Annotated in this window: 26 protein-coding genes; 10 read left to right on the top strand and 16 right to left on the bottom strand. The window is 68.1% G+C overall.

The window, feature by feature from the left end; genetic code table 11:
• Positions 1-148: 148 nt before the first annotated feature.
• A complete protein-coding gene (locus tag N416_RS0105365) occupies positions 149-1,372 on the bottom strand; it encodes a hypothetical protein (protein WP_024441097.1) in 1,224 nt (407 codons plus the stop codon).
• Positions 1,373-1,417: 45 nt separating this feature from the next.
• Here N416_RS0105365 and coaA point away from each other — a divergent pair, with 45 nt between their 5' ends.
• A complete protein-coding gene (gene coaA / locus N416_RS0105360; protein ID WP_024441096.1) occupies positions 1,418-2,359 on the top strand; it encodes a type I pantothenate kinase in 942 nt (313 codons plus the stop codon).
• Between the two features lie 37 nt (positions 2,360-2,396).
• Here the strand turns inward: coaA and N416_RS0105355 are convergent, their stop codons facing one another.
• The 4 genes from N416_RS0105355 to N416_RS0105340 form a co-directional block, all read right to left on the bottom strand.
• On the bottom strand, positions 2,397-2,963 hold the full coding sequence (locus tag N416_RS0105355; RefSeq protein ID WP_024441095.1) for a DUF732 domain-containing protein: 567 nt from the start codon (positions 2,961-2,963) through the stop codon (positions 2,397-2,399).
• A 54-nt stretch (positions 2,964-3,017) separates the two neighbouring features.
• Positions 3,018-3,425 carry a hypothetical protein gene (locus N416_RS0105350; RefSeq protein ID WP_024441094.1) on the bottom strand — a complete coding sequence of 136 codons (408 nt, stop codon included), beginning with the start codon at positions 3,423-3,425 and terminating at the stop codon, positions 3,018-3,020.
• Between the two features lie 98 nt (positions 3,426-3,523).
• Complete coding sequence (locus N416_RS0105345; protein WP_024441093.1) at positions 3,524-4,891, bottom strand: hypothetical protein; 1,368 nt, start codon at positions 4,889-4,891, stop codon at positions 3,524-3,526.
• Between the two features lie 6 nt (positions 4,892-4,897).
• Positions 4,898-5,698, bottom strand: a complete 801-nt coding sequence (locus N416_RS0105340; protein ID WP_024441092.1) for a (2Z,6E)-farnesyl diphosphate synthase — start codon at positions 5,696-5,698, stop codon at positions 4,898-4,900.
• A gap of 75 nt (positions 5,699-5,773) precedes the next feature.
• Between N416_RS0105340 and N416_RS0105335 the strand changes: the two genes are divergently transcribed.
• The gene (locus tag N416_RS0105335; protein ID WP_024441091.1) at positions 5,774-6,478 is read left to right on the top strand and encodes a hemolysin III family protein; all 705 of its coding nucleotides are present in this window, start codon (positions 5,774-5,776) and stop codon (positions 6,476-6,478) included.
• Positions 6,479-6,488: 10 nt separating this feature from the next.
• On the opposite strand, the gene N416_RS0105330 is transcribed toward N416_RS0105335, so the two are convergent.
• From N416_RS0105330 to mca, 4 genes are read right to left on the bottom strand one after another with little or no spacing between them, the layout of a single operon-like run.
• Positions 6,489-6,872, bottom strand: a complete 384-nt coding sequence (locus N416_RS0105330) for a nuclear transport factor 2 family protein (RefSeq protein WP_024441090.1) — start codon at positions 6,870-6,872, stop codon at positions 6,489-6,491.
• 10 nt (positions 6,873-6,882) lie between these two features.
• Complete coding sequence (locus tag N416_RS0105325; RefSeq protein WP_024441089.1) at positions 6,883-8,958, bottom strand: thioredoxin domain-containing protein; 2,076 nt, start codon at positions 8,956-8,958, stop codon at positions 6,883-6,885.
• Positions 8,959-9,010: 52 nt separating this feature from the next.
• Positions 9,011-9,286 carry a hypothetical protein gene (locus N416_RS0105320; protein WP_024441088.1) on the bottom strand — a complete coding sequence of 92 codons (276 nt, stop codon included), beginning with the start codon at positions 9,284-9,286 and terminating at the stop codon, positions 9,011-9,013.
• On the bottom strand, positions 9,283-10,155 hold the full coding sequence (gene mca / locus N416_RS0105315; RefSeq protein WP_024441087.1) for a mycothiol conjugate amidase Mca: 873 nt from the start codon (positions 10,153-10,155) through the stop codon (positions 9,283-9,285). Before mca ends, N416_RS0105320 begins: the two co-directional genes overlap by 4 nt.
• A gap of 155 nt (positions 10,156-10,310) precedes the next feature.
• Here mca and N416_RS0105310 point away from each other — a divergent pair, with 155 nt between their 5' ends.
• Both N416_RS0105310 and greA read left to right on the top strand, forming a co-directional pair.
• Positions 10,311-10,733 carry a DUF4307 domain-containing protein gene (locus N416_RS0105310; RefSeq protein WP_024441086.1) on the top strand — a complete coding sequence of 141 codons (423 nt, stop codon included), beginning with the start codon at positions 10,311-10,313 and terminating at the stop codon, positions 10,731-10,733.
• Positions 10,734-10,853: 120 nt separating this feature from the next.
• Complete coding sequence (gene greA / locus N416_RS0105305; protein ID WP_024441085.1) at positions 10,854-11,348, top strand: transcription elongation factor GreA; 495 nt, start codon at positions 10,854-10,856, stop codon at positions 11,346-11,348.
• Between the two features lie 24 nt (positions 11,349-11,372).
• Here greA and N416_RS0105300 read toward each other — a convergent pair whose 3' ends face one another.
• The 4 genes from N416_RS0105300 to N416_RS0105285 all read right to left on the bottom strand — a co-directional run bounded on the left by N416_RS0105300 (position 11,373) and on the right by N416_RS0105285 (position 15,807).
• Positions 11,373-12,533, bottom strand: a complete 1,161-nt coding sequence (locus N416_RS0105300; RefSeq protein WP_024441084.1) for a cystathionine gamma-synthase — start codon at positions 12,531-12,533, stop codon at positions 11,373-11,375.
• Positions 12,530-13,246, bottom strand: a complete 717-nt coding sequence (locus N416_RS0105295; protein WP_024441083.1) for an RDD family protein — start codon at positions 13,244-13,246, stop codon at positions 12,530-12,532. The genes N416_RS0105300 and N416_RS0105295 overlap by 4 nt, the downstream gene beginning before the upstream one ends.
• Positions 13,247-13,313: 67 nt before the next feature.
• Positions 13,314-14,708, bottom strand: a complete 1,395-nt coding sequence (locus N416_RS0105290) for a cystathionine beta-synthase (protein ID WP_024441082.1) — start codon at positions 14,706-14,708, stop codon at positions 13,314-13,316.
• Positions 14,709-14,754: 46 nt separating this feature from the next.
• Positions 14,755-15,807: an alpha/beta hydrolase gene (locus N416_RS0105285; protein WP_024441081.1), complete on the bottom strand. Its 1,053-nt coding sequence runs from the start codon at positions 15,805-15,807 to the stop codon at positions 14,755-14,757.
• Between the two features lie 182 nt (positions 15,808-15,989).
• Here N416_RS0105285 and N416_RS0105280 point away from each other — a divergent pair, with 182 nt between their 5' ends.
• Entirely contained in the window at positions 15,990-16,844 is an 855-nt protein-coding gene (locus tag N416_RS0105280) for an SGNH/GDSL hydrolase family protein (RefSeq protein ID WP_024441080.1), read from the top strand.
• Positions 16,845-16,880: 36 nt separating this feature from the next.
• Positions 16,881-18,098: an acetyl-CoA C-acetyltransferase gene (locus N416_RS0105275; protein WP_024441079.1), complete on the top strand. Its 1,218-nt coding sequence runs from the start codon at positions 16,881-16,883 to the stop codon at positions 18,096-18,098.
• Between the two features lie 300 nt (positions 18,099-18,398).
• Here N416_RS0105275 and N416_RS0105270 read toward each other — a convergent pair whose 3' ends face one another.
• Positions 18,399-19,262, bottom strand: coding sequence for a Bax inhibitor-1/YccA family protein (locus N416_RS0105270; protein ID WP_024441078.1), 864 nt, complete (start codon positions 19,260-19,262; stop codon positions 18,399-18,401).
• Positions 19,263-19,419: 157 nt separating this feature from the next.
• Here N416_RS0105270 and N416_RS0105265 point away from each other — a divergent pair, with 157 nt between their 5' ends.
• From N416_RS0105265 to N416_RS0105255, 3 genes are read left to right on the top strand one after another with little or no spacing between them, the layout of a single operon-like run.
• On the top strand, positions 19,420-20,457 hold the full coding sequence (locus N416_RS0105265) for an enoyl-CoA hydratase/isomerase family protein (protein ID WP_024441077.1): 1,038 nt from the start codon (positions 19,420-19,422) through the stop codon (positions 20,455-20,457).
• A 9-nt stretch (positions 20,458-20,466) separates the two neighbouring features.
• Positions 20,467-21,240, top strand: a complete 774-nt coding sequence (locus tag N416_RS0105260; protein WP_024441076.1) for an enoyl-CoA hydratase — start codon at positions 20,467-20,469, stop codon at positions 21,238-21,240.
• 10 nt (positions 21,241-21,250) lie between these two features.
• Positions 21,251-22,960, top strand: coding sequence for an alpha/beta-hydrolase family protein (locus N416_RS0105255; RefSeq protein ID WP_024441075.1), 1,710 nt, complete (start codon positions 21,251-21,253; stop codon positions 22,958-22,960).
• On the opposite strand, the gene N416_RS0105250 is transcribed toward N416_RS0105255, so the two are convergent.
• On the bottom strand, positions 22,892-23,368 hold the full coding sequence (locus tag N416_RS0105250; protein ID WP_036457306.1) for a rhodanese-like domain-containing protein: 477 nt from the start codon (positions 23,366-23,368) through the stop codon (positions 22,892-22,894). The two genes, N416_RS0105255 and N416_RS0105250, sit on opposite strands and share 69 nt — an antisense overlap.
• The gene (locus tag N416_RS0105245; RefSeq protein WP_036457304.1) at positions 23,365-23,910 is read right to left on the bottom strand and encodes a cysteine dioxygenase family protein; all 546 of its coding nucleotides are present in this window, start codon (positions 23,908-23,910) and stop codon (positions 23,365-23,367) included. Before N416_RS0105245 ends, N416_RS0105250 begins: the two co-directional genes overlap by 4 nt.
• A 276-nt stretch (positions 23,911-24,186) precedes the next feature.
• Between N416_RS0105245 and N416_RS0105235 the strand changes: the two genes are divergently transcribed.
• Positions 24,187-24,953 (top strand): patatin-like phospholipase family protein (locus N416_RS0105235; protein WP_051190186.1); only part of this gene is annotated, 767 nt, incomplete at its 3' end.

Below are 24,953 nucleotides of genomic sequence, written 5' to 3'. Positions count from 1 at the left end.
GCGGGGCGGGTGTTCGGTGCGGCAGTCACGCCCTCCAGTTTGGCACGCGGAACTTCACTCGATTGCCGCAGGCCAGCCATCACTCCCCTGGCGCCGACTGTGCGGATTTATCCGCAAATCACGAGGTCCGCTGTGTAAAACCGCACACTCACCCGCCCCGCCCGGTCTCCGGGGCGCCGTCGGCTCGCAACGCCGACGGGGTCAACGGTTCGTCGAGCAGCCGGCGGAACCGCTCGGTGAGGCTCACCCCGGGGGGCGCGGCGTCCAGCCAGCCCCGCAGCAGCCGGTAGCCCTCCACGTAGGTCGAGGTGTAGGCCCGCCACAGCGGCGAGGACAGGAACCGCAGCGTCTGGCGGGCCCGGTCATCGGTGACCAGCAACCACCGGCGCAGGTAGTCGGCCACCTCGTCGGCATCGCGATGCTCGTCATGCAGCATCAGCGCCGCATCCTGGCGGACGTCGGCCAGCGCCGCGGCCGCCTCGGAGATTGCTTCAGCCCGCACACCGTCGAACTGCAGACCGAGGTCGGCGTAGATCTCGGCGGCCCAAGTACCCCAGCCCGGCCCGACCGCGGCATATAGCGCCAAGTCGGCCAGGCCCTCGGCCATCAGGCACTGCGGAGTGTTGACCAGGAAGATGGTCTGCTCGGCCTGGCCGAGCTGCTCGACCAGTCCGGCCTCTTTACGGCAGTGCTCGGTGTGATGGCCCGGGTAGGACTCGTGGGCCACCAGCCGCGGCAGGTTCGACGTCAACTGTTTGAGATCTGCGTTGACCGCCACCGTGGAGCGGTAGTCGCCGCGGTAGTAGTTGAATCCCGACCACGGCTTGTCGGTGACCACCTCGTAGGTGATGGTCTCGGACTCCGGCAGCGGGAAGTCCACCCGCACCCGGTCGCGCAGTGCCGAGGAGAAGGCGTGGATGGCCGCTTCCAACCGCTCCGGCGGAATCTCCTCGGCCCGCCGGTGCGCGGCCATCCGCTCGGCCAGCGGGCCTGTGCCGCCCAGCGCTTCATCCAGCCGGGCGTGGGCGTGGCGATAACGGTCGGTGTCGCCCTTGACGATGTCGACGTCGAAGTAGTCGCGCACCTCTTCGACGAAGCCGACCTGCTCCCCGGCGAACTTGCGCCCGGCGCACGCCAGCGCCCGCAGATGCACCCGCAGGTACTCGGCGCGCGCCGGATCGAGACCGCCGGGCAGTGCCGCGACCAGTTTCTCGGCCTGGCGGGCCAGGTCGGACGGGTTGGGCCTCGGCTCGTTCGCGACAAGCCGCTGCAGCTCGGGGTCGCCGGTGAAGGCGTCGACGTAACCCTGCTCGATGCGGTCAAAGCGCAGACCGAGCAACAGGTACTCACGGATCAATTCGGCGGGCTCCATACCCGATCAGGCTAACCGTCGCGGCTCCTGCAAGACTGTATGGTCATGCGGCGGCTTAGCGAGCCGACTCCCTACGTGGAGTTCGACCGACGTCAATGGCGGACACTGCGTATGTCTACGCCGATGCCGCTCACCGAAGAAGAAGTCGTCGCACTGCGCGGCCTCGGCGAGCAGGTCGACCTGCTGGAGGTCGAAGAGGTCTATCTGCCCCTCGCGCGTCTGTTGCACCTGCAGGTCGCGGCCCGCCAACAGCTCTTCGCCGCCACCGCGGAATTCCTGGGCGCCGAGAACGACCAGAATCCCGATCGGCCGGTGCCCTTCGTCATCGGGGTGGCGGGCAGCGTGGCGGTGGGTAAGTCGACGACGGCCCGTGTGTTGCAGGCGCTGCTGGCGCGCTGGGACCACCACCCGCGGGTGGACCTGGTCACCACCGATGGATTCCTCTACCCCAATCACGAGTTGCAGCGCCGGAACCTGATGCACCGCAAGGGGTTCCCGGAAAGCTACAACCGCCGCGCACTGATGCGGTTTGTCACCTCGGTGAAGTCCGGTGCCGACTACGTGTGCGCGCCGGTCTACTCACACATGAGTTACGACATCGTGCCCAGCGCCAAGCAGGTGGTCCGCCACCCCGACATCTTGATCCTCGAAGGTCTCAACGTGCTGCAGACCGGGCCGACGCTGATGATCTCTGATCTGTTCGACTTCTCGCTGTACGTCGACGCCCGGGTGGAGGACATCGAACACTGGTATGTCTCGCGCTTCCTGGCGATGCGTTCCACCTCGTTCGCCAACCCCGACTCGCACTTCCACCACTACGCGGCCCTGAACGACCAGCAGGCGGTGGCTGCCGCGCGCGACATCTGGCGTTCGATCAACCGGCCCAATCTGATCGAGAACATCCTGCCCACCCGGCCGCGAGCGACCCTGGTGCTGCGCAAGGACGCCGATCACTCCATCAACAAGCTGCGGCTGCGCAAGCTCTAGCTAGCGGGCGCAGCGGGTCCCCGCCGTCTGCGCAACGCTAGGGCTGCGTAGCGGTGCCCGGCTGCGGCTGCCCTGGCGGGGGCGCCGGCTCCGCCGGCGGTGGTGGCAGCTCGCCTGCGGGTGCGGGTCCGGGCTCGGGCGGCGGTAGGAAACCCGGAGGGGGCGGGAAACCGGGCGGCGGCGGGAAGTCCGGCGGCGGTGGGAAACCCGGAGGTGGCGGGTCGGCCGGCGGCGGAACCTCAGACCCTGGCGGCGGCGGTTCGCCGGCACCCGGCGGCGGCACGGCCGGCGTCGGGTTGGCGGCGGGCGCCAAGGTGTCCGGGCACATTTCGCGTTGCGCCCCGTCGATCATGACCTTGGTGACACCGTCGACAACCTTCGTGCCGAACCGGTCCTTGGCCGGGCGACCCTTCCGCAGGTTCTCGCAGATGATCTTGCCGAACTGCACCGCACCGGACGGGGTGGTCAGCCCGGGACTGTTCTGATACTTGAAGCCGTGCGACTCAAGGTAACTGAGGTAGCTCTTCTCGTCGGCCTGTGCCGGCGCCGCGGCGTAGATCAGGATTCCGGGGATCAGCGTTGTCGCCGCCAGCCGCCACTTCATGGGACAGAACTGTAGACGGTGACGGCCGCGGCGACACGTTGAGTGGGCTGCGTCTCAGCCCAGGCGGCGCAGCCCGCGGTACTGCATCGCCGCGAAGAACGCCGTGTAGACCGCGCTCGCCAGCATCGCCACCACGCCGATTCCGGTCAGCGGCAGCACGCCGGCCTCGACCACTCCGATAGCGGCAATGGTGCATGCCACATTGGCGGCGATCACGCCGATACCGGCGCGACGCAGGTCCGGCAGCGCGGACAGGAAATAGACCACGACGCCATAGAGGATGCAGAAGGCGGCCAACGCGTATTCGTGAGCCACTGTGAGGCCCTCCAGGGCTGCCATGGGGCGAGCGGCGAACACACCGGCCAAGCCGATGGTTCCGGTGACGGCGGCGTCGGCGCGAAGCGCGAAGCGCAACAACGAGTCGGTCGAGTCGGACAAGACCGGGGTGGTGATGGCGGTCATGAGGAAATCCCTTCGGGTGTGGTGCGGACACCCTCGACCTTCCGGCGCAACCGCTGCCACATCGACCCGTGGCACTGCCAAGCACTGCCAAACGCAGGTCAGAGAGCCGGCGACACCGTCATCCGGCCGCGCAGGTCGGCGGCGATCACCCGGGCCCCGGCGTTCTGCCAGTTGTGCAGCGAACGCTGCGGCACCTCGGTGACCAGCCACTGCCAGGCCTGGCGGGCGGTGGGGTCCAGTCCGGCCGCGGTGGCGTTCTGCGCGTAGGCACGCACACCGACCACGTAAGGGAAATACAGGGCGTTGTAGTGCCGCCACTGTTCGGTGGTGCCGAACTCGCCGCAGTCACGCGGCTTTAGCGCGGCGATCCGGTCGGCCAGCAGAGCCTTGAGTTCGTTGGCTCGTTCCAGCGGCGCATCGGGCGCGCCGCGGGCGGCCAATCGCTCGTCGATGACCGGTAACGCGGTCAAGGGGCTGGCGACAAGCTTCGACAGGTCCCCGTAATGCCCCAACGCCCGGCGGGTCAGCCGGACGAAGGTCTCCTCATCGAGCTCATCGAGCGGGCCGGTCGAGCGCAGGGCCAGCGCCGCCTCGGTGCCGCGCAACACCGCGCGATCGGCGCGCAACGCCGGGGAGCGCCAAAACGCCAGCCGGTCCCACAACCCGGCCAGCCGATCGACGAACACCTGGACCTCGATCCCCACCGCGATCGTGGTGAACAGCAGCACCGTCAGCGCGGTCTGCGCCACTGGCTCGGGCCGGGTCAACCACAAACCGATCAGCGCCTGCCCACCCAGCAATGCCGCCATCGCGACGCAGGCAAGAAACGACCGCAGCATGTCCAGCCGCAGTGCCTGCCCCTCGTCGAAGGCGTCCCAGAGCGCCACCGCCAGGCCCAGCAGCAGCACGTCGACACCGGTGCTGGCCAGTGCGATCCCACTGGGCACCACGCCCAGCGGGATGATCAAGATCGCATTGGCCAAGGCGAAGAACAGCGTCGCGACCGCAGCCACCCCCAGCACCGAACCGGGCTGCGCGGGTCGGATCAGTGCCTTGACCATCGCCGCCAAGGTCGACACCGAGATCACCACGAACAGCAGCCAGTGACCGGGCCCCGGCGGGCCTTCGACGCTGCCGGCCCAGGTCGCTCCGATCAGTGCCGCAGCCGCAACCACGCCGATGAACGTCACGTCGCGCGCGCGGCCGGTCCAGCGATCACACGGCCGGGCCAGCTCCAACAGCACCGCGAACCAGGCCACCCCGGGAACCACCGCCAGGTAGATCTCTACCCGCCCGAGCAGCACCGGATGCCACACCGCACGGATCGCGTCGGCGGCCACCACGGCAGCAAAGCCGCACAACCCGACCGCGGCCAGCACCAGCACCGGTTTGCGCGGGTCGCGCGCCAACAGATACATCCCGAGCCACCAACTCAGGGTGAAGACCAGCGCCGATAACACAACCACGGCTCGCTACTGTCCAAATCTCCGGTGCCGCACGCTGTAGTCGCGCAGCGCTCGCAGGAAGTCGACCCGGCGAAACGCCGGCCAGTGCGCCTCAGTGAACCACATCTCCGAGTAGGCGCTCTGCCACAGCAGGAAGCCGGACAGCCGCTGTTCCCCGGAGGTGCGGATCACCAGGTCCGGGTCGGGCTGGCCCGAGGTGTAGAGGTTTTCCGAGATGCCCTCGACAGTCACCGCGTCCACGAGTTCCTCGGCCGTGGCGCCGTTGGCCAGCTGCTTGCCGAGCAGGCCACGCACCGCGTCGACGATCTCCTGCCGGCCGCCGTAGCCCACGGCGACATTGACGTGCAGACGCGAGGCACCGCCGTCGTTGCACGCGGTGCTCTCTACGGCCTCACGCAGTCGACGAGCTGGTTCTTCGCCCAGCAGCGCCAGGTCGCCGACGGTGCGTACGCTCCATCGGTTCGCGGGCGCGCAGATCTCCTCCACCACGTCGGTGATGATCTCGATGAGCGCAGCCAGTTCGGCGGGGTCGCGCTGCAGGTTCTCGGTGGACAGCAGGTAGACGGTGGCCATCTCGATGCCCGCGTCGGCGCACCAGCGCAGCATCTCGGCGATCTTGGCCGCGCCCATCCGGTAGCCGTAGCTGACGTCGCGGTAGCCGGCATCGCGCGCCCACCGCCGGTTGCCGTCGCAGAGGACGGCGATGTGGCGGGGCAGATTGGACCGCGACGCCGCCAGGCCCTGCCGGAGGCGCAGTTCGTAGATCCGGTACAGCGGCTCCTTCAAGCGCGCCGGGATGATTGCCACAAAAACCCAGACTACTGTGATCTCCAAGCAATGACGGGAATCAGTCCGGGATCCGCGTGGAGTTCAGGAAGGCCCATGAGCACCCACACCGACACCATCGCCGAGCCGAATCCGAACGATCTGCCGGCCGCGCCGCACACCAAGCCGCGGGCGCGCGGCTGGATCCACTTCGTGTCGGCCATTGTGGCGCTCATCGCCGGAACCACCCTGACCGCGGTGGCCTGGTCACTGGCCGGGCTCGAGGCCGGCCTGGCGACACTGGCCTACTCCATTTCGGTGGTCGGCATGTTCGCGGTCAGCGCGACCTATCACCGGATCACCTGGAAGTCGGTCGCCGCCCGTATTCGGATGAAGCGGCTCGACCACGCGATGATCTTCATTTTCATCGCCGGCACCTACACCCCGTTCGCACTGCTGGCGATGGACCACGGCGCCCAGGAACGGCTGGTGATGGCGATCGTGTGGGGCGGTGCGCTGGCCGGCGTGGTGCTCAAGCTGTGCTGGCCGACCGCACCGAAGTGGGTCGGGGTGCCGCTCTACCTGCTGTTGGGCTGGGTATCAGCGTTTTTCATCGCGACGATCATGCACAACGCCGGCGTCTCGGCAATGGTGCTGCTGGCCGTCGGTGGCGCGCTCTACAGCATCGGCGCGATCATGTACGCGCTGAAATGGCCGGACCCGTGGCCCGCGACGTTCGGCTACCACGAGTTCTTCCACGCCTGCACCGCCGTGGCCGCGATCTGTCAGTACATCGCGATCTGGTTCGCGGTGCTCGCGTAGCGGCGGAGGCCTACAGCTGGGTGATGTTCTCCGCCGACCAGTAGGCCTTCATCCCGGCGATTTTGCCGTCGCCGTCGAACACCATCACGTCGATCGGCTCGATCCGCATCCGGTGGTCACCGTTGGTGATGGTCAGCGCGAAGTGGAACGCCGCCTCGTTGCCGGCGACCCGCAGCGTCACCAGCTCCGACTTGCGGTCCAGACCGGTGATGGCCGAGTAGAAGTTGCGAATGGCCTGGTGGCCGATGTGCACCTCGCCACCCACCGGGTCTTCCAGGGTGGCGTCGGACGCGTAGAGCGCGACCAGCGCGTCGGCGTCGCCGCCACCGACCAGCTCGATGTAGCGGTGGACGGTCTCGGTGATGGCCTGTGCCCGCTCGGGTGCGCTCGTCATGTGCCGCACGTTACACGGATGACGGATTCGCGTTCACTTCAAGGGCTACGCCAAGTGCGGAGGCCAACTCCGCAGCGGTGCGCACCGGCAGGTCGCACACCGGCCCGCGGCAGACATACGCCGCGTCGGCGCCGTTGACCCGGTCTCGCCCGGCCAGCAGCTCCGATGAGTCAGCCACCCCGCCGACCACGATCGTCCCGCCGGGGGCCAGCCGACGCGCCTGCTCCAACAGCGCGGAGTCCGGGCCCTCGCAGGCCACCGCGACCTGCAACGGACCGCGTATGTAGGCCTCGGCGATGCCGAGCCAGTGCCCGACCGCGCGGGGCACACGCTCGAGCAGCGCGGCGTGCGCGGCCAGCGCGTCGGTCGCCGCCTGACGGTAGCGCTCGCTGCGGTCGGCGGCAGCCAGGTGGGCCGCGGTCAGCAGCGCCTCGGTGATCAGTGCCGCGCCCGAGGGGGTGGCGCCGTCCATCGGATCGCTGGGGCGCAGCATCAGGGCTTCGGCGTCGTCGGCACTGTCGAACCATCGGCCCGGTGAGTCCGGATCCGCGAAGTGGGCCAGCGCGGTGTCCAGCAGGCCGGTGGCCGCATCGAGCAGTCGCTGCTCGCCGCTGAGCTGATGCAGGCTGAGCAAGCCGGTGGCCAGCGCGCCGTAATCCTCCAGGATCGCGGCGCTGTCTCCCACCCGGCCGCCCAGGCTGGCCCGCCGCAGCCGGCCGTCCACCAGGTGCAGGTCGAGCAGCTTGCCGGCGCACTGTTGCGCCGCAGCGCTCAGGCGCGGATCGCCCAGTGCCACAGCTGCTTCGACTAACGCGGTGATCGCCATCCCGTTCCAGGCCGTGACCACCTTGTCGTCGCGCCCGGGCTGGGGCCGGGACCGCCGGGCGTCCAGCAGCCGCTGGCGCACCCGATCCAGCCGCTGCTGATCGTCGGGATCGACCGAAAGCTGCAGCACCGACGTGCCGTGCCCATTCGACGGTCCCAGCTTCCCCTCTCCTTCGTCGAGCCTCGCTGAACCGCCGGATTCAAAGGTGCCACCCGAAGTGACCCCGAAAACGTCTGCCGCCCATGCCCCGTCGTCGGCACCGAGAACCTCGGCCAGCTGCTCGGGCGTCCACACATAGGTCAAGCCCTCCTGGCCGTCGGCGTCGGCATCCAGCGACGAGATGAACATCCCCCGATCGGAAAGATCTTCCAGCAGGAATCGGGCCGTTTGGGCGGTCACCCGCATGGCCAGCGGATCACCGGTGCGCCTGGCCCAGTGTGCGTAGGCCCGCAGCAGCAACGCGTTGTCGTAGAGCATCTTCTCGAAATGCGGTACCACCCAGGCGTTGTCGACGCTGTAGCGGGCGAATCCGCCGGCGAGCTGGTCGTAGATCCCGCCACGGGCCATCGCCGAGCCAGCGCGCGTCACCGCATCGAGCGCCGGACGGGTCGCGGTCCGCTCGTGATGACGCAGCAGGGTTTCCAGCAGCGCCGACGGCGGGAACTTCGGCGCACCACCGAACCCGCCGTGCGTGATGTCCTCGTCACGCAGCACCGCGGCCACCGCGGCGTCGCAGAGCATCGCATCGACCGGCGGCCCCTCCCCCGGCAGTCCGGCAGCCATCGAGCGCAGCTCGGCGGCAATGTTGTCCGAGGCCTCCTCGACTTCGTCGCGGCGCTCGTTCCAGGTGGCGCTGATCGCCGAAAGTAAGTTCAGGAATGCGTCTTTGGGGTAGTACGTGCCACAGTAGAACGGTCGGCCGTCGGGGGTCAGAAAGCAGGTCATCGGCCAGCCGCCGCGCCCGGTGAGCGCCTGGGTGGCGGTCATGTAGATCGCGTCGATGTCCGGGCGCTCCTCCCGGTCGACCTTGATACACACGAAGCCCGCGTTCATCGCCGCGGCAACCTCGGCGTCCTCGAACGAGCCGTGCGCCATCACGTGACACCAGTGGCAGGCCGCGTAGCCGACCGACAGCAGGATCGGCACGTCGCGTTGCGCGGCTTCGGCTAGCGCCTCAGGCGTCCACTCCCACCAGTGCACCGGGTTGTCGGCGTGTTGACGCAGATATGGGCTGGCGGACGCTGCGAGACGGTTGGCCATCCCGCCACGCTAATCCTGTTCATCATGCGCGGGCCCGCAGCACCTGCGGCGGCTATGCCGGCCCGTCGTCGCCCGGAAGATCGCCTGACGAAGCCGACCCGACGGTTCCCTCGTCGGCGGCTTGATCGGCGTCGGGGTGCTCGGGGTCGAAAGAGTCCGGCAATTTCTTGAGCTGGCGATTCATCGACCACACCAGCCCGAACGTGCCGAGCATCAACAGCACGATGACCAACAGCCCGAACGGGCTGGCCTTGCCGAAGTCCGGCCCGGTGTCGCGCGGCACGTCATCGGCCACAATCCACAGCACGGTCAGCACAGCGTGGTTCATCCGTTGTCCTCGATCCCGGCGAACAGGTCCGCCTCCGGCAGCGTAACCGGCACCCGGGACCGAGCCAGCTCGAACTCCTCGGTCGGCCAAAGCCGCTGCTGCCACTCGATCGGCGCGGCGAAAAAATCGCCGTTCGGGTCGATCTGCGTGGCGTGCGCACGCAGCGCGTCGTCACGCTGGCCGAAGAACTCGGCACATTCGACGCGGGTGGTCACCCGGTCGGCGAACACGTCGTGGTCGGGCTGCCAGTGCTCGAGCCATTTGGCGAACGGACCGACCTCGCCGTTGCGGGCGAACTCGTCCTGCAACAGCTGCATCCGTTGCCGCAGGAACCCGTGGTTGTAGTAGAGCTTGGAGACGCTCCAGGGCTCACCGGCCTGTGGGTAGCGGCGGTGGTCGCCGGCGGCCTCGAACGCTGCCACCGACACCTGATGGCATCGGATGTGATCGGGGTGCGGATAGCCGCCGTTCTCGTCATAGGTGGTCATCACATGCGGACGGAACGTGCGCACCGCCCGCACCAGGGCCTCGGTGGACACCTCCAGCGGCACCAGCGCAAAGCAGTCCTCGGGCAGCGGCGGCAGCGGGTCGCCCTTGGGCAGACCCGAGTCGACGAATCCCAGCCAGTGGTGTTCGACCCCGAGGATCTCGGCGGCCTTGGCCATCTCGTCGCGCCGGACCTCGGCGATACGGCCGTGCACATCGGGCAGGTCCATCGCGGGGTTGAGGATGTCGCCGCGCTCGCCGCCGGTCAGAGTCACCACCATCACCCGGTGCCCCGCGGCGGTGTAGCGGGCCAGGGTGGCCGCGCCCTTGCTGGACTCGTCGTCGGGGTGCGCGTGCACCGCCATCAATCGCAGCCCACTCATGCGCACATTCCCCGTTCCCTCCAGGTTCCTCCTGCCGAAACCCCGGACCGGACGCCTATAGTTCCAGATGGATTCCGGCTCCCATCGTTACACCACCTGCGGCGGGCGCGGTAATCGCTCCCGCCTCCACCGTTGACCATGGGACCCACCTCACGATGACCGATTCCAAGCCAGCCAGGTACGGGGATACCCGGGGCAGTGCCCTGCCCCGCCGGTTGCTGGCGATCGCACTGGCCGCGCTGGCGATCGCCACCGTTGGTGCCATCGCGATGTTGGGCTACCAGCGCTTCGCGACCGCCGAGGTCAAGGGTGAGCTGTACGGCTACGAGGTGCTCGACCACCAGACGGTCACGGTTAGGTTCAGCGTGACTCGATCAGACCCGTCGAGCCCTGCGGCCTGCATCGTGCGGGTCCGAACCAGCGACGGCAGCGAGACCGGCCGGCGTGAAGTGCTGATTCCGCCGTCGGAGTCGTCCACCGTTCAGGTGACCACGACGGTGAAATCTTCCCAGCCGCCTGTCATGGGCGACGTCTACGGTTGCGGCAGCGACGTCCCCGATTACTTACTATCGCGTTGATGCCGCGGTGGTACCCTGTATGGATACACGGTTCCAGCTGGGACCGTGTATTGCTGCATTAGAACGATGTCGCCCCCGCTGCCCGACGGCGCCGGATCCGACGACTAGGAGCACAGTGAGATGACGGACACCCAGGTGACCTGGTTGACGCAGGAGTCACACGACCGGCTCAAGGCGGAGCTCGACCAGCTGATCGCGAACCGTCCGGTGATCGCCGCGGAGATCAACGACCGCCGCGAAGAAGGCGACCTGCGTGAGAACGGGGGCTACCACGCCGCGCGCGAGGAGCAGGGCCAGCAGGAGGCCCGCATCCGGCAGCTGCAGGAGTTGCTCAACAACGCCAAGGTCGGCGAGGCTCCCACCCAGTCAGGTGTGGCACTGCCGGGCTCGGTGGTCAAGGTCTTCTACGACGGCGACAAGTCCGACACCGAGACCTTCCTGATCGCCACCCGCCAGGAGGGCGTCAACGACGACAAGCTCGAGGTGTATTCACCGAACTCGCCGCTGGGCCACGCCCTGCTGGGCGCCAAGGTGGACGAAGAGCGCAGCTACACGGTGCCCAGCGGCAAGACCGTCAAGGTGACCCTGGTCAGCGCGGAGCCCTACCACTCCTGAGCTCCGCTTCGGGGGCTCGTCGCGTCAGTCCAGCGCCTGCTTCAAGTCGGCGATCAGGTCGTCGATGTCCTCGATGCCCACCGACAGGCGCACCAGATCGTCGGGAACCTCGAGTTGCGAACCCGCGGTCGACGCATGCGTCATGGCGCCGGGTAGTTCGATCAGCGACTCCACCCCGCCGAGCGACTCGGCCAGGATGAAGATCTCGGTTCCGGCGCAAAGCTTCTCGGCGGCGGCTCGGCCACCCCGCATCCGCACCGACACCATGCCGCCGAATCCGCGCATCTGCGCTGCGGCGACGTCGTGGCCCGGGTGCTCCGGCAGGCCCGGGTAGAGCACCCGGCTGACCGCGGGATGGCGAGAGAGGAATTCGGCGACGGCTCCGGCGTTCTCGCTGTGCCGCTGCATCCGCAGCACCAGGGTCTTCAGGCCGCGCAGGGTCAGGTAGGCATCGAAGGGACCGGGGACCGCACCGGCCCCGTTCTGCAGGAACGCGAATGCCGTGTCGAGCTCTTCGTCGTCGGTAACCAGCGCACCGCCCACCACGTCGGAGTGTCCGCCGATGTACTTGGTGGTCGAATGCAACACCACGTCGGCGCCCAGTGTCAGCGGCTGCTGCAGCGCGGGCGAGGCGAAAGTGTTGTCCACCAGGACCTTTGCGCCGGCTTCTTTGCCGATGGCAGCGATGCCCGCGATGTCGGCGATCGACAGCAGCGGATTGGTCGGGGTCTCTACCCAGATCAGCCTGGTTTTGTCGGTGAGCGCCCCGCGGACCGCGTCCAGGTCGGACAGCGCGACCGGGGTGTGCGCCACACCCCACTGGGTGAAGACTTTGTCGATCAGCCGGAAAGTGCCGCCGTAGGCATCGTCGGGAATGATCAGGTGATCACCGGGACGCAGGATCGACCGCAACGCGCAGTCCGTGGCGGCCATCCCCGAACCGAATGCCCGACCGAATCGACCCCGTTCCACCGCGGCCAGCGCCGTCTCCAGTGCGGCCCGGGTCGGGTTGCCGGTGCGCGCGTATTCGAATCCGCCGCGCAGGCCACCGACGCCGTCTTGGGCGAAGGTGCTGCTGGCGTAGATCGGTACGTTGACGGCCCCGGTTGCCGGGTCCGGACGGAATCCGGCGTGGATCGCCGTGGTGGACAGGCCCGTGTTGCCGTGCGGTTGCTTCTGACTCAACGGATCGGCAGGCAGACGGTGGTCATGATCTTGTCGGCGATCGTCTGGCGTTTGGCGTCCCACAGCGGGAACAGGTAGCCGATGCAGAAGATCGCGCCGTCGATGATGTGTGCCAACTGGCGCACGATCGACATCCCGAAGCCGATGGGCTGGCCGCTGGCTTCGGAGACCACTTTGAACTTCAGCACCGATTTACCGATGCTCGATCCGGTGGTGCCCTGCCGGTAGCCGAAGTTCCAGATCCCGTAGGCGAGCGCGGCCAGCCAGCCGATGAACATCAGCGCCGCGCCGGTGCTCGACGGCGTGACCGTGCAGGCGAAGCCGTCGGCGTCGGTGATGCACTCCTTGTCGGCGGTGGTTCCGGCGATCATCGACGGAATGCCGTAGAGCACCAGGATCGGCAGGAAGTCGACGAAGTAGGCGCCGACGCGAGTCAGCCACGAGGTGTAAGCGTCTTGCGGCAGCTGGCCCACCGGGCTTCCGACCGCACCGGGGTACGCGCCGTAGCCCGGAGGGGGCGGCGGGTAGTTACCCGGTGGCGGCGGGGGGTAGTTCCCGGGCGGTGGAGGCGGGTAGTTGCCCGGGGGCGGCGGAGGGTAATTGCCGGGGGGCGGGTAGTTGCCGGGAGGCGGCGGAGGGTAATTGCCCTGCGCCGGGTAGTCACCGGACGGGGGTGGGTAGTTGCCCTGCGGGGGCGGCGGAAAGTCGGTCATCTCCACCCTTTCGGGTCGTGTCGGTGAACGGTGCAAACGCTACCGCAGGTCGGCCTACGTCAACGCCTTATCGGCGGCGTGGCCCGTCGGACAAGAAGCCCAACAGGTCGTGGCGAGTGATGACCCCCACCGGTTTGCCGTCCTCGACCACCATCACCGCGTCGACCTCGGCCAACGTGGTGGCGGCGACGCCGACAACCTCGCCGGATCCGATCAGCGGCAGCGGCGGTCCCATGTGCTGCGAGACCGCGTCGGCAAGCTTCGCGCGGCCCTCGAACACCGCGGAGAGCAGATCGCGCTCGGACACGCTGCCGGCCACCTCGCCGGCCATCACCGGCGGTTCGGCGCCGACCACGGGCATCTGCGACACCCCGTACTCGCGCAGGATCCCGATGGCGTCGCGCAGGGTCTCGGCCGGGTGGGTGTGCACCAGGTCCGGCAGCACCCCCGACTTGGCCCGCAGCACGTCGGCGACGGTGGGCTGCACCGTCGAACCGTCCAGCCGCGAGCGCAGAAACCCGTAGGACGACATCCAGGAGTCGTTGAACAGCTTCGACATGTAACCGCGGCCGCCGTCGGGAAGCAGGACGACGACAAGCGCGTCGGGGCCGGCTTTGACGGCGGTCTCCACCGCCGCCACCACGGCCATCCCGCAGGAGCCGCCCACCAGCAGCGCCTCCTCCCGGGCCAGGCGCCGGGTCATATCGAACGAATCGGCATCCGACACCGCGATGATGCCGTCGGGGATGCTCGGGTCGTAGGCGGCCGGCCAGAAGTCCTCGCCGACCCCTTCCACCAGATACGGCCGACCGGTACCGCCGGAGTACACCGAGCCCTCGGGGTCCGCGCCGATGATCTGCACCCGGCCTTCCGACACCTCTTTGAGGTAGCGGCCGGTGCCGGTGATGGTGCCCCCGGTTCCGATCCCGGCGACGAAATGGGTGACCTGGCCGTCGGTGTCGGCCCAGATCTCCGGACCTGTGGTCTCGTAGTGACTCTCGGGACCTGCGGGGTTGGAGTACTGATCCGGCTTCCAGGCTCCGTCGATCTCCTCGACAAGCCGGTTGGAGACGCTGTAGTAGCTGGCCGGGTCGTCCGGCGGTACCGCCGTCGGGCACACCACGACTTCGGCGCCGTAGGCCCGCAAGACGTTCTGCTTGTCCTCGCTGACCTTGTCCGGGCAGACGAACACGCACTTATAGCCGCGGCGCTGCGCCACCAGCGCCAGACCGACGCCGGTGTTGCCGGAGGTGGGTTCGACGATGGTCCCGCCGGGCTTGAGTGCGCCGCTGGCCTCGGCCGCGTCGATCATCTTCACCGCGATGCGGTCCTTGGAGCTCGCACCCGGGTTGAGGTACTCGACTTTGGCCACCACCCGGCCGGCGCCGGGGGGAACGATCGAAGTCAGCTCGACGAGTGGGGTGTTGCCGATGAGGTCACTGATGTGGCTCGCTATCCGCATGCCTGCCATGGTCTCAGGCGGTCGCGCTGCGCGGGCCGGGGCCCGCCTAACCGGTGGCTTCCCGGATGTATTCGCCGATCTGGCGCAACGAGCGGGTGGCCTCCGGCACGAACGGAGCGGCGATCTGGAAGACGTGAATCTGGCCCGGCCATACCCGCAGCTCCACCGGGACACCGGCAGCGGCGAGCACCTTGGCCCCCAGCCGGGCGTCGTGCAGCAGAACCTCGGACCCGGAGACATGGATCAGGGTGCGCGGAAGTCCGGGCCGGACGTGCTGCAGCGGCTCGAGAACCTCACTGCCGTGGGTGCGGTCGCGACGGGCCGCGGCTTCCACCAGCTCCACCAGCGCGTCAAATGCCTTGGGCGGGAACATCGCCCCGGTGTGGATGTTGGGGTGCGCCTTCTTGGCTTCCTTGGCGATCTCCAGCAGCGGCGACATCGCGACGATCGCCGCCGGCATGTCTTCGTCACCCTCCTCCAACAACCGCTCAGCCAGCGCCAGCGACAGATAGCCGCCCGCCGAGTCGCCGGCCAACACGATCTGGTCCGGTTCGTAACCCTGGCGGCGCAGCCAGCGGTAGCCGTCGTAACAGTCGTCGACGGCGTCGGCGATGGAGTACTTGGGGATCATCCGGTACTCCACCACCAGGACCGGGCTGTCGGCGTACTTCGACAACTTGGTGACGAGCCGGCCGTGGGTGTTCGCCCCGCAGGTCAGAAAGGCCCCGCCGTGCATGTAGAGCACCACGCGGCGGGTGCCGTCGGCCGGCAGGACACCGGCGGCGCGCACCATCTGCGCCTTGCAGCGCGGCAACCGGATGGTGGCGCGGATGGTGCCTGGCGCCGGCAACATCGCCTTCGCGGCGAAGTCGAGCAGCCCGAACGGCCACGGCATCCGCGGAAGGTAGCTGCCGACCGAGAGAACCGGCCGAATGGTGGCCCGGGCCGCCAGCCACGCCATCCGCCCCTCGACGCTGGTCGACTCTTCGGAGACCTCGACGGGCAGGCCGTCATGACGGCCATAACGATGGGGTCGCGAACTGGGGTGCAGACGGGTTCGAACACGTAACGAGCTGGGAATTGTGTCGGGTGCGGTCATGATGGACACTCCCTCCAGCCGGCCCGGGCCGGCACAGCCAACGCGGTAACTCGTATCGTCACACGCGAAAAATTGAGAAGAAATCTTATGATCCGTTCCGATACTGCATCGGGTCCGCTTCGTGACCATATTTGTTTGCTGCGCTCAGGTGACACGGGCGTCCTTTCCCTAGAATCACCGACATGGCGATCGGGGCAACGCGACGTTCGGCGGTCACGCTGGCCACTGCGGGCGTGTTCGCTTTCAGCGGCACCCTCTATGTCGGGGTGCGCAATCTTCTGGCCGGCCAGGCCGACCGGGCCCGCCAGACGATCCCCAAGGCATGGGACCTTCCACCCCGTGCTGATGGTTTATACGGTCCCGACGACACCGAAGTTCAGCCCTTTCACCGCGGGGACAACGTCGATCTGCACCTGATGGTGTTCGGCGACTCCACCGCGACCGGCTATGGCTGCCTTTCCGCGGGCGAGGTTCCCGGCGCGCTGATCGCCAGAGCGCTGGCGGAGCGCACCGGCATGCGGATCCGGTTGAGCACCAAGGCAATTGTGGGCGCCACCTCCAAAGGCCTGGCCGGGCAGGTCGACGCGATGTTCGTCGCAGGTCCGCCACCGGACGTGGCGGTGATCATGATCGGCGCCAATGACGTGACCGCACTGCACAGCATCGCCGGCTCGGTGCAGCGGCTGCGCGCCGCGGTAAAGCGTCTGCGGGCCAGCGGCGCGGTGGTGATCGTGGGCACCTGCCCCAAGTTCAGGGCGATCAGCGCGATACCGCGGCCGCTGCGCTGGTTCGCCCACGCCCGCGCATGTCAGCTGGCCCGGGCGCAGACCATGGCGGTCAAAGCGACCGGCGGCATCGCCGTGCCCTTCGCCGACTTCCGGGCCCGGGAGTTCCACGACAGTCCCCACCTGCTGTTCGCCGCCGACCAGTACCACCCCTCGGCGGCGGGTTACGCCCTGGCGGCGGGCCAAATGATCCCGGCACTCTGCGCTGTGCTGGACCGGCCCGATTCCCGCGTGGTGGCCTCGTCGGGCTAGATTCGGCTCTAACTACCCGATCTCAAGGAGCCCGAAGTGCCTGAAGCTGTAATCGTCTCAACTGCGCGTTCGCCGATCGGCCGGGCCGGCAAGGGATCGCTGGTCACCATGCGGCCCGACGACCTGGCCGCCCAGATGGTGCGCGCCGCCCTGGACAAGGTGCCTGCGCTGGACCCGCGCGACATCGACGACCTGATGATGGGCTGTGGCCAGCCGGGCGGCGCCTCTGGCTACAACATCGGGCGCGTGGTCTCGGTGCTGCTCGGCTACGACTTCCTGCCCGGCACCACGGTGAACCGGTACTGCTCGTCGTCGCTGCAGACCACCCGGATGGCGTTCCACGCGATCAAGGCCGGCGAGGGCGACGCGTTCATCTCCGCCGGTGTGGAGACCGTCTCCCAGTTCGCCATCGGCGCGGCCGACGGCGCCCCGAACAGCAAGAACCCGCTGTTCGCCGACGCTCAGGCCCGCTCCGAGGCTGCCGCGGCCGGCGCCGAAGAGTGGCACGACCCGCGGAACGACGGCCTGCTGCCCGATGTCTACATCGCGATGGGCCAGACCGCCGAGAACGTGGTGCTGCATACCGGGATCAGCCGTGAGGACCAGGACCACTGGGGTGTGCGCAGCCAGAACCGCGCCGAGGAGGCCATCAACAGCGGCTTCTTCGCTCGCGAGATCTCCCCGGTCACCCTGCCCGACGGCACCGTGGTGAGCACCGATGACGGCCCGCGTGCCGGCACCACCTACGAGAAGATCAGCCAGCTCAAGCCGGTGTTCCGGCCCAACGGCACGATCACCGCCGGCAACGCCTGCCCGCTGAACGACGGCGCCGCTGCCGTGATCATCACCAGCGATACCAAGGCCAAGGAGCTGGGCCTCAAGCCGCTGGCCCGGATCGTGTCCACCGGGGTGTCGGGCCTGTCGCCGGAGATCATGGGCCTGGGCCCGATCGAGGCCGTCAAGAAGGCGCTGGGCAACGCCAAGATGTCGGTCTCCGACATCGACCTGTTCGAGATCAACGAGGCATTCGCGGTGCAGGTGCTGGGCTCGGCGCGCGAGCTGGGCATCGACGAGGACAAGCTCAACGTGTCCGGCGGGGCGATCGCCTTGGGTCACCCGTTCGGTATGACCGGCGCGCGGATCACCGCCACCCTGCTGAACAACCTGGCCACCCACGACAAGCAGTTCGGCGTGGAGACCATGTGCGTGGGCGGCGGCCAGGGCATGGCCATGGTGGTCGAGCGGCTGTCCTAGTTTTCGTCTAGTTCGTTGACGCTGCGCTCGGAGCGGGATAGTTCGAGTAACCCCCGCCCTGGGCGCAGCGTCATTTTCGGTTCAGGGCACCCGGCCGTTCGGCAGGACCGCGGTGTGGGCCTGGCGCAGCTCGTAGCGGCGCAAAGTGCCGGCAGCTAATGCCTCACCGCCGATGAGGGGTTCTCCCCTGTCGGCATGCTGCCCGGGCCACCGACCACAAAAAATGACTCTGCGCTGAGGGCGGGTGCTACTCGCACTTTTGCGCCCCTCAGCGCAGAGTCAACGGGGAAAGCTAGCGGGTCACTCGCTCTGGAAGTAGCTGAGCAGACGCAGGATCTCCAGGTACAGCCAGACCAGAGTCACGGTCAGGCCCAGTGCGATGCCCCAGGCGGCCTTCTCCGGCGCGCCGGCGCGGATCAGCTGGTCGGCTGCGTCGAAGTCGATCAGGAAGCTGAACGCGGCGATGCCGATGCAGACCAGCGAGAAGATGATGGACAGCGTCCCACCGCTGCGCAGGCCCAGGCCCTCGCCGCCGCCGACGCCGAACAGCGACAGCACCAGGTTGCCGATCATCAGGGCCAGCACACCGAACATGCCGGCGACGAGCATCCGGGTGAACTTCGGGGTAACCCGAATGGCGCCGGTCTTGTAGACCACCAGCATGCCGCCGAACACGCCGAGGGTGCCCATCACGGCCTGACCGATCATCGAGCCGGCGTTGCCGGTCCCCACCGTGAAGGCGGTCAGCACCCAGGAGATGGCGCCCAGGAACAGGCCCTCGAGCACCGCGTAGCTGAGCACCACCGCTTTGTTGTCCTGCTTGCGGGCGAACATGGCCACCAGGACCACGCCAAGACCGCCGAACGCGCCGATGAAGGTCAGCGGCCCGGCCAGTGCCTGGTTGGACGAGACCATGAAGAAGGAGATGATCGCCGCCACGCTCAGCACGCCCAGCGTGATGCCGGTCTTGGTGACAACGTCATCGATGGTCAGCGGGCGAGTGACTTCCCGCTGCTGGTACTGCGCCGACGACGGGTCGACCCGGTAGGCCTGACCCATCTGCTGAGTCGCACCGGCTGTGGCCTGTCCTAAGCCGGTTCCGAACTGCGCGTAGCCGCCCTGCTTGGGCAACGAACGAAATACCGGGTTGCTGGTCTCCCGCACCGTCCCGATCCTCTCCTGGGGCTGTGAAGCGAAGGGTTACGAACACTGAATCAACGTTTCCCGACTCGCCGGAGTTCCCGACGGCGTTCGGGCCGCTCTGCTGCCAAACCTTACCCGCGGATCAGTGACCGTGCGTAGGGATCTACATTGCGAAAGCGTGACAGGTGAATCTGACGAGGTCCTGGCCCACGTTGACAACGGGGTCGGCCTGCTGACACTCAACCGTCCGAAGGCGATCAACTCGCTGAACCTTCCGATGGTGACCGCCATGACCGCGACGCTGTCCACCTGGGCCGAGGATCCGGCGGTCACGGCGGTGGTACTCGCCGGGGCCGGCGAGCGCGGACTGTGCGCCGGCGGCGACGTCGTGGCGATCTATCACAGCGCCAAAGCCGACGGCGCCGATGCGCGACGCTTCTGGTACGACGAGTACCTGCTCAATGCACAGATCGGCGGATTCGGAAAGCCGTACGTGTCGTTGATGGACGGCATCGTGATGGGCGGCGGCGTCGGAGTCGGGGCGCACGCCAACACTCGAGTGGTCACCGACACCACCAAGATGGCCATGCCCGAGGTCGGTATCGGCTTCATCCCTGATGTCGGCGGCACCTATCTGCTCTCGCGCTCCCCTGGCCGGCTCGGCCTGCATGCAGCACTGACCGGCGCACCGTTCTCCGGTCCGGATGCCATTGCGCTGGGTTTCGCCGACCACTACGTGCCGCACGCGGCGCTGGAGGCCTTCACCGCGGCGATCATCGCCGACGGAGTGGACCGTGCCCTGGCCGCACACGCCGTCGAGGCGCCGCCGAGTCAGCTTGCCGCACAGCGTGACTGGATCGACGAGTGCTACGCGCGCGACACCGTCGCCGAGATCGTGGATGCACTGGCCGGCCACGCCAGCCCCGAGGCCAACGCGGCAGCCGAACTGATCGGCACCCGATCCCCGGTCGCGTGCGCGGTGACCTTGGAGGCGGTGCGCCGGGCGGGCCGGCTCGCCACCTTGGAAGACGTTCTGATCCAGGAGTACCGGGTGTCGTGCGCATCGCTGCGCTCGCATGATCTGGTAGAGGGGATCCGTGCCCAGCTGGTCGACAAGGACCGCAATCCGCAATGGTCCCCGGCGACGCTGGCCGAGGTGACCGCCTCCGACATCGCAACGTATTTCGTTCCCGCCGAGCCCGATCTGTCCTTCTAAGGAGAACCCATGACCTACGAAACGATCCTCGTCGACCGCGACGGTCGCGTCGGCACCATCACCTTGAACCGGCCGCAGGCGCTCAACGCCCTCAACAGCCAGGTGATGAACGAAGTCACCACCGCCGCAGCTGAATTCGACGCCGACCCGGGCATCGGCGCCATCATCATCACCGGTAGCGCCAAGGCGTTCGCCGCCGGAGCGGACATCAAAGAGATGGCCGATCTGAGCTTCGCCGAGGTGTTCGCCGCGGACTTCTTCGCCGCGTGGTCGAAGCTGGCCGCGGTACGCACCCCCACCATCGCCGCGGTGGCCGGACACGCCCTGGGCGGCGGCTGCGAACTGGCGATGATGTGCGACCTGCTGATCGCCGCCGACACCGCCAAGTTCGGCCAGCCGGAGATCAAGCTGGGTGTACTGCCCGGCATGGGCGGCTCCCAGCGCCTGACCCGGGCCATCGGCAAAGCCAAGGCCATGGATCTGATCTTGACCGGCCGCACCATCGACGCCGCCGAGGCCGAGCGCTCCGGCCTGGTGTCTCGCGTGGTGCCGGCCGACGACCTACTGGCCGAGGCCGGCAAGGTCGCCGCCACCATCGCCGGGATGAGTTTGTCGGCGGCCCGGATGGCCAAGGAAGCCGTCAACCGGGCCTTCGAGTCCACCCTGGCCGAAGGGCTGCTCTATGAGCGCCGGCTATTCCACTCGGCATTCGCCACCGACGACCAGACCGAGGGCATGGCGGCGTTCACCGAAAAGCGCGCACCGAATTTCACCCACCGCTGAGTAGCTCCCGATGAGCGCGCCAGCCGCCGACACCGCCGCCGCCACCGCGGAAACACCCCCGGCGGAAGCGACCGCGCGCGAACCCTGGTGGGTCCGGCACTACACGTTCACCGGCACCGCGGTGGGCCTGGTGTTTCTGTGGCTGTCGCTGACACCGTCGCTGCTGCCACGCGGGCCGCTGTTCCAGGGTCTGGTCAGCGGCGGCTCGGGCGCCATCGGCTACGCCCTGGGGGTGTTCAGCGTCTGGCTGGTCCGCTACATGCGCTCGAAGGACACCAGTCCGCCGGCCCCGCGGGGGGCGTGGCGGGTGCTCATCCCGACCGCGGTGGTCATCCATCTCTGGGTGGTGTGGACCATCCACGGCTGGCAGGACCAGATGCGCGATCTGATGGGCGTGCCGCGGCTGACTTGGTACAACTACCCCCAGGCCGGCGTGATAGCGGTGATCACGCTGTTCATCCTGGTCGAGATCGGCCAACTGATCAGGCTGCTGATCCGCTTTCTGATGCGCCAGCTCGAACGTGTTGCGCCGCCGCGGGTTTCGGCCGTGGTCGCAGTGTCGTTACTGGTAGCTCTGGTTGTGGCGGTGCTCAACGGTCTGGTGCTCAAGACCGCGATGCACGTCATGAACAGCACCTTCGCCTCGGTCAACGAGGAGACCAGCCCCGACCGAGCGGCCCCGTCGACCCGGCTGCGCTCCGGCGGGCCGGAGTCGCTAGCCTCCTGGGAGTCGCTGGGCCATCAGGGCCGTATCTTCGTGGCGAATGGACCGACCGTCGCCCAGCTCAGCGCGTTCAACGAGAAACCGGCCACCGAACCGATTAGGGCCTACGCCGGCCTGAATTCGGCCCACGGGATCAAGGAGACCGCCGAGCTGGCGGCGGCCGAATTGGCCCGCACCGGCGGACTGAGCCGCGCGGTGGTGGCCGTGGCCACCACGACGGGCACCGGCTGGATCAACGAGGCGGAGGCCTCGGCCCTGGAATACATGTTCAACGGCGACACCGCGATCGTGAGCATGCAGTATTCGTTCCTGCCCAGTTGGCTGTCTTTCCTGGTCGACAAGGAGAACGCTCGCCAGGCCGGCCAGGCGCTGTTCGAAGCCGTCGACAAGCAGGTGCGGGCCCTGCCGGAGGCCAAGCGCCCCAAACTGGTGGTGTTCGGGGAAAGCCTCGGCTCCTTCGGCGGCGAAGCCTCCTTCATGAGCCTCAACAATGTGCTGGCGCGCACCGACGGTGCGCTGTTCTCCGGCCCGACGTTTCAGAACACCATCTGGACCGACCTGACCATCAATCGCGATCCCGGTTCCCCGCAATGGCTGCCGATCTACCACGACGGCCGCGCCGTGCGGTTCGTCGCTCGCCCGGATGACCTGGCACGCCCCGACAACCCTTGGGGCGCAACGGATACGCCGCGGGTGGTATACCTACAGCACGCCTCGGACCCGATCGCCTGGTGGCATCCCGATCTGCTGTACCACAAGCCGGACTGGTTGAAAGAGCCCCGAGGCTACGACGTGCTGCCGCAGGTGCGCTGGACTCCGATCGTGACGTTCCTGCAGGTCTCGGCCGACATGGCGGTGGCTATCGACGTGCCCGACGGCCATGGCCACAGCTACGTCGCCGACGCCGCCGATGCGTGGGCGGCGATCCTACATCCAGCGGCGTGGACCCCGGAGAAGACTGAACGGCTCCGACCCCTGCTGCACTCCAACGCTTAACGCCGCGAGCGGGGCCGGCTCCACCAGCTCGCCGACGGCGGCCAGGGCGTGATAGCCGCCGATGACGTCGGTGGCGCGGTGTAGCCCCAAGTCCTGCAGCGCCGCCGCGGCCAGGCTCGAGGTGTAGCCCTGCGAGCACAGGATGATCCACTGCACGTCGTCGTCGACCGCCTGCGGCAGCCGCGCGTCGCTGGTCGGGTCGCAGCGCCACTCCAGCACGTTGCGTTCGATCACCAGCGCTTCGGGCACTTGGCCTTCCTCCGCGCGCTGGGCCGCCGGCCGGATGTCGACTAGGTATGCGCCGTTGCGCAGCGCCTCGGGCACCTCATCAGCGGTCAGCCGGTGCAGCTTGGCGCGGGCGGCCTCCAACACCCGGTCAATGCGGCTGGTCACGTGCGTTGTGGTCATGACGCCTCCGGGTGCGAAGTGAGTTCGGTGCGCTGCCTACGCAAAGTATGGTCCTGCGCGACGTCGTAATAGGACATTTCCGCCAGTGGCGGCGAGTAGGCGTGCACGCTCAGCGTCGGGGCGGCCGGTTCGAACTGGTTTGCCGGCGGCGCCCAGACGACGTCGTGCACCCAGCCCTGGGTGAACGCGGCCTGGTCCCCGGCGTCCAGGCGTCGTTGCGCCAGCTCGCGACCATTCCAATGGAACTCGTCCAATGAGCCGGACAGCACGGTCAGCGCGCCCAGCGAGTCGCCGTGATCGTGCAGTTCGGTGGCGTGCCCGGGGACCCAGCTGATCAGCCATATGTCGTGCCGCTCGTCACCGTGAATTCGGGCGAACCAACGCTGGTCGTCGGGAAGGCCGGAGGCGGGCAGCAGGTGGTTGTAGCGGCCCTGCAGCACAGCGTCGGCGGCCAGGTCGGTGGTCTGCAAGAGGTCGGGCAGGCGCAACGCGCGGGGCCGGGCGCCCGGGCGGCGCAGCGCGATGGGGTCAGCGATAACCATGGTGAGAACTCCAAAGAGGATGGGCTGGATTCAAGAAAGGGTCGGCGGCAGCAGTCAGCTGCGGCAACAACAACCCTGGAATCGCACGTGCTCCATCACAGCGGCCATGGTATCCGGGCGCCGCGCCGCACGCACCGGCGCGTCAGTTGCGGGGCGGAGGTTCCGGCCCACCCAGCACAGAGATACCCACTGCGACCTGCTGTTTCCTGTCGGTATTACGGTTGTAATCGCAATGACGGAAAGAACCGGCGGGGTATAGCCCGCAAAATGGTGGCTATGACTTCTGCTGCGGAATCCCGCGGGGCCCGGGCGCCCCGCGTGGCGCTGGTGCTGGGCAGCGGCGGCGCGCGCGGCTATGCCCACATCGGGGTGATCGCCGAGCTGCGCGACCGCGGCTACGACATCGTGGGGATCTCCGGGTCGTCGATGGGTGCACTGGTGGGCGGCCTGCAGGCTGCCGGCCGACTCGATGACTTCGCCGAGTGGGCCAAGTCGCTGACCCAGGGCGCGGTGCTGCGCCTGCTGGATCCGTCGTTCACCGCGGCGGGGGTGCTGCGGGCGGAGAAGATTCTCGATGTCGTCCGCGACATCTTGGGCAACATCAATATCGAAGAGCTGCCGGTTCCCTATACCGCGGTGGCGACGGATCTGATCGCGGGGCGTTCGGTGTGGCTGCAGCGCGGCCCGGTCGATACCGCCATCCGCGCCTCGATCGCCATCCCCGGGGTGATCGCTCCGCACGTGGTCGATGGACGCCTGCTCGCCGACGGCGGCATCCTCGACCCGCTGCCGATGGCTCCGCTGAGCGCCGTCAACGCTGATCTGACGCTGGCGGTGAGTCTCAACGGCGGCGACCCGACCGCCGCCGGGCCGGCCGCTGACGATTCCGAGCGGGACGTGCCGGCCGGCCGGTTGAATCGCATGTGGCGCAGTACGTCTGCGCTACTGGACACCAGTGGGGCGCGGTCCCTGCTGGACCGGCCGACGGCGCGGGCGATCCTGGACCGGTTCAGCAGTGGTGAATCTGAACCCGGCGGTTCAGC

This window comes from Mycobacterium sp. UM_WGJ (assembly GCF_000455125.1).
Taxonomy (GTDB): Bacteria; Actinomycetota; Actinomycetes; order Mycobacteriales; family Mycobacteriaceae; genus Mycobacterium.
The sequence above is the reverse complement of the archived record's forward strand: the minus strand, read 5'-3'. Positions and strand labels throughout refer to the sequence as shown.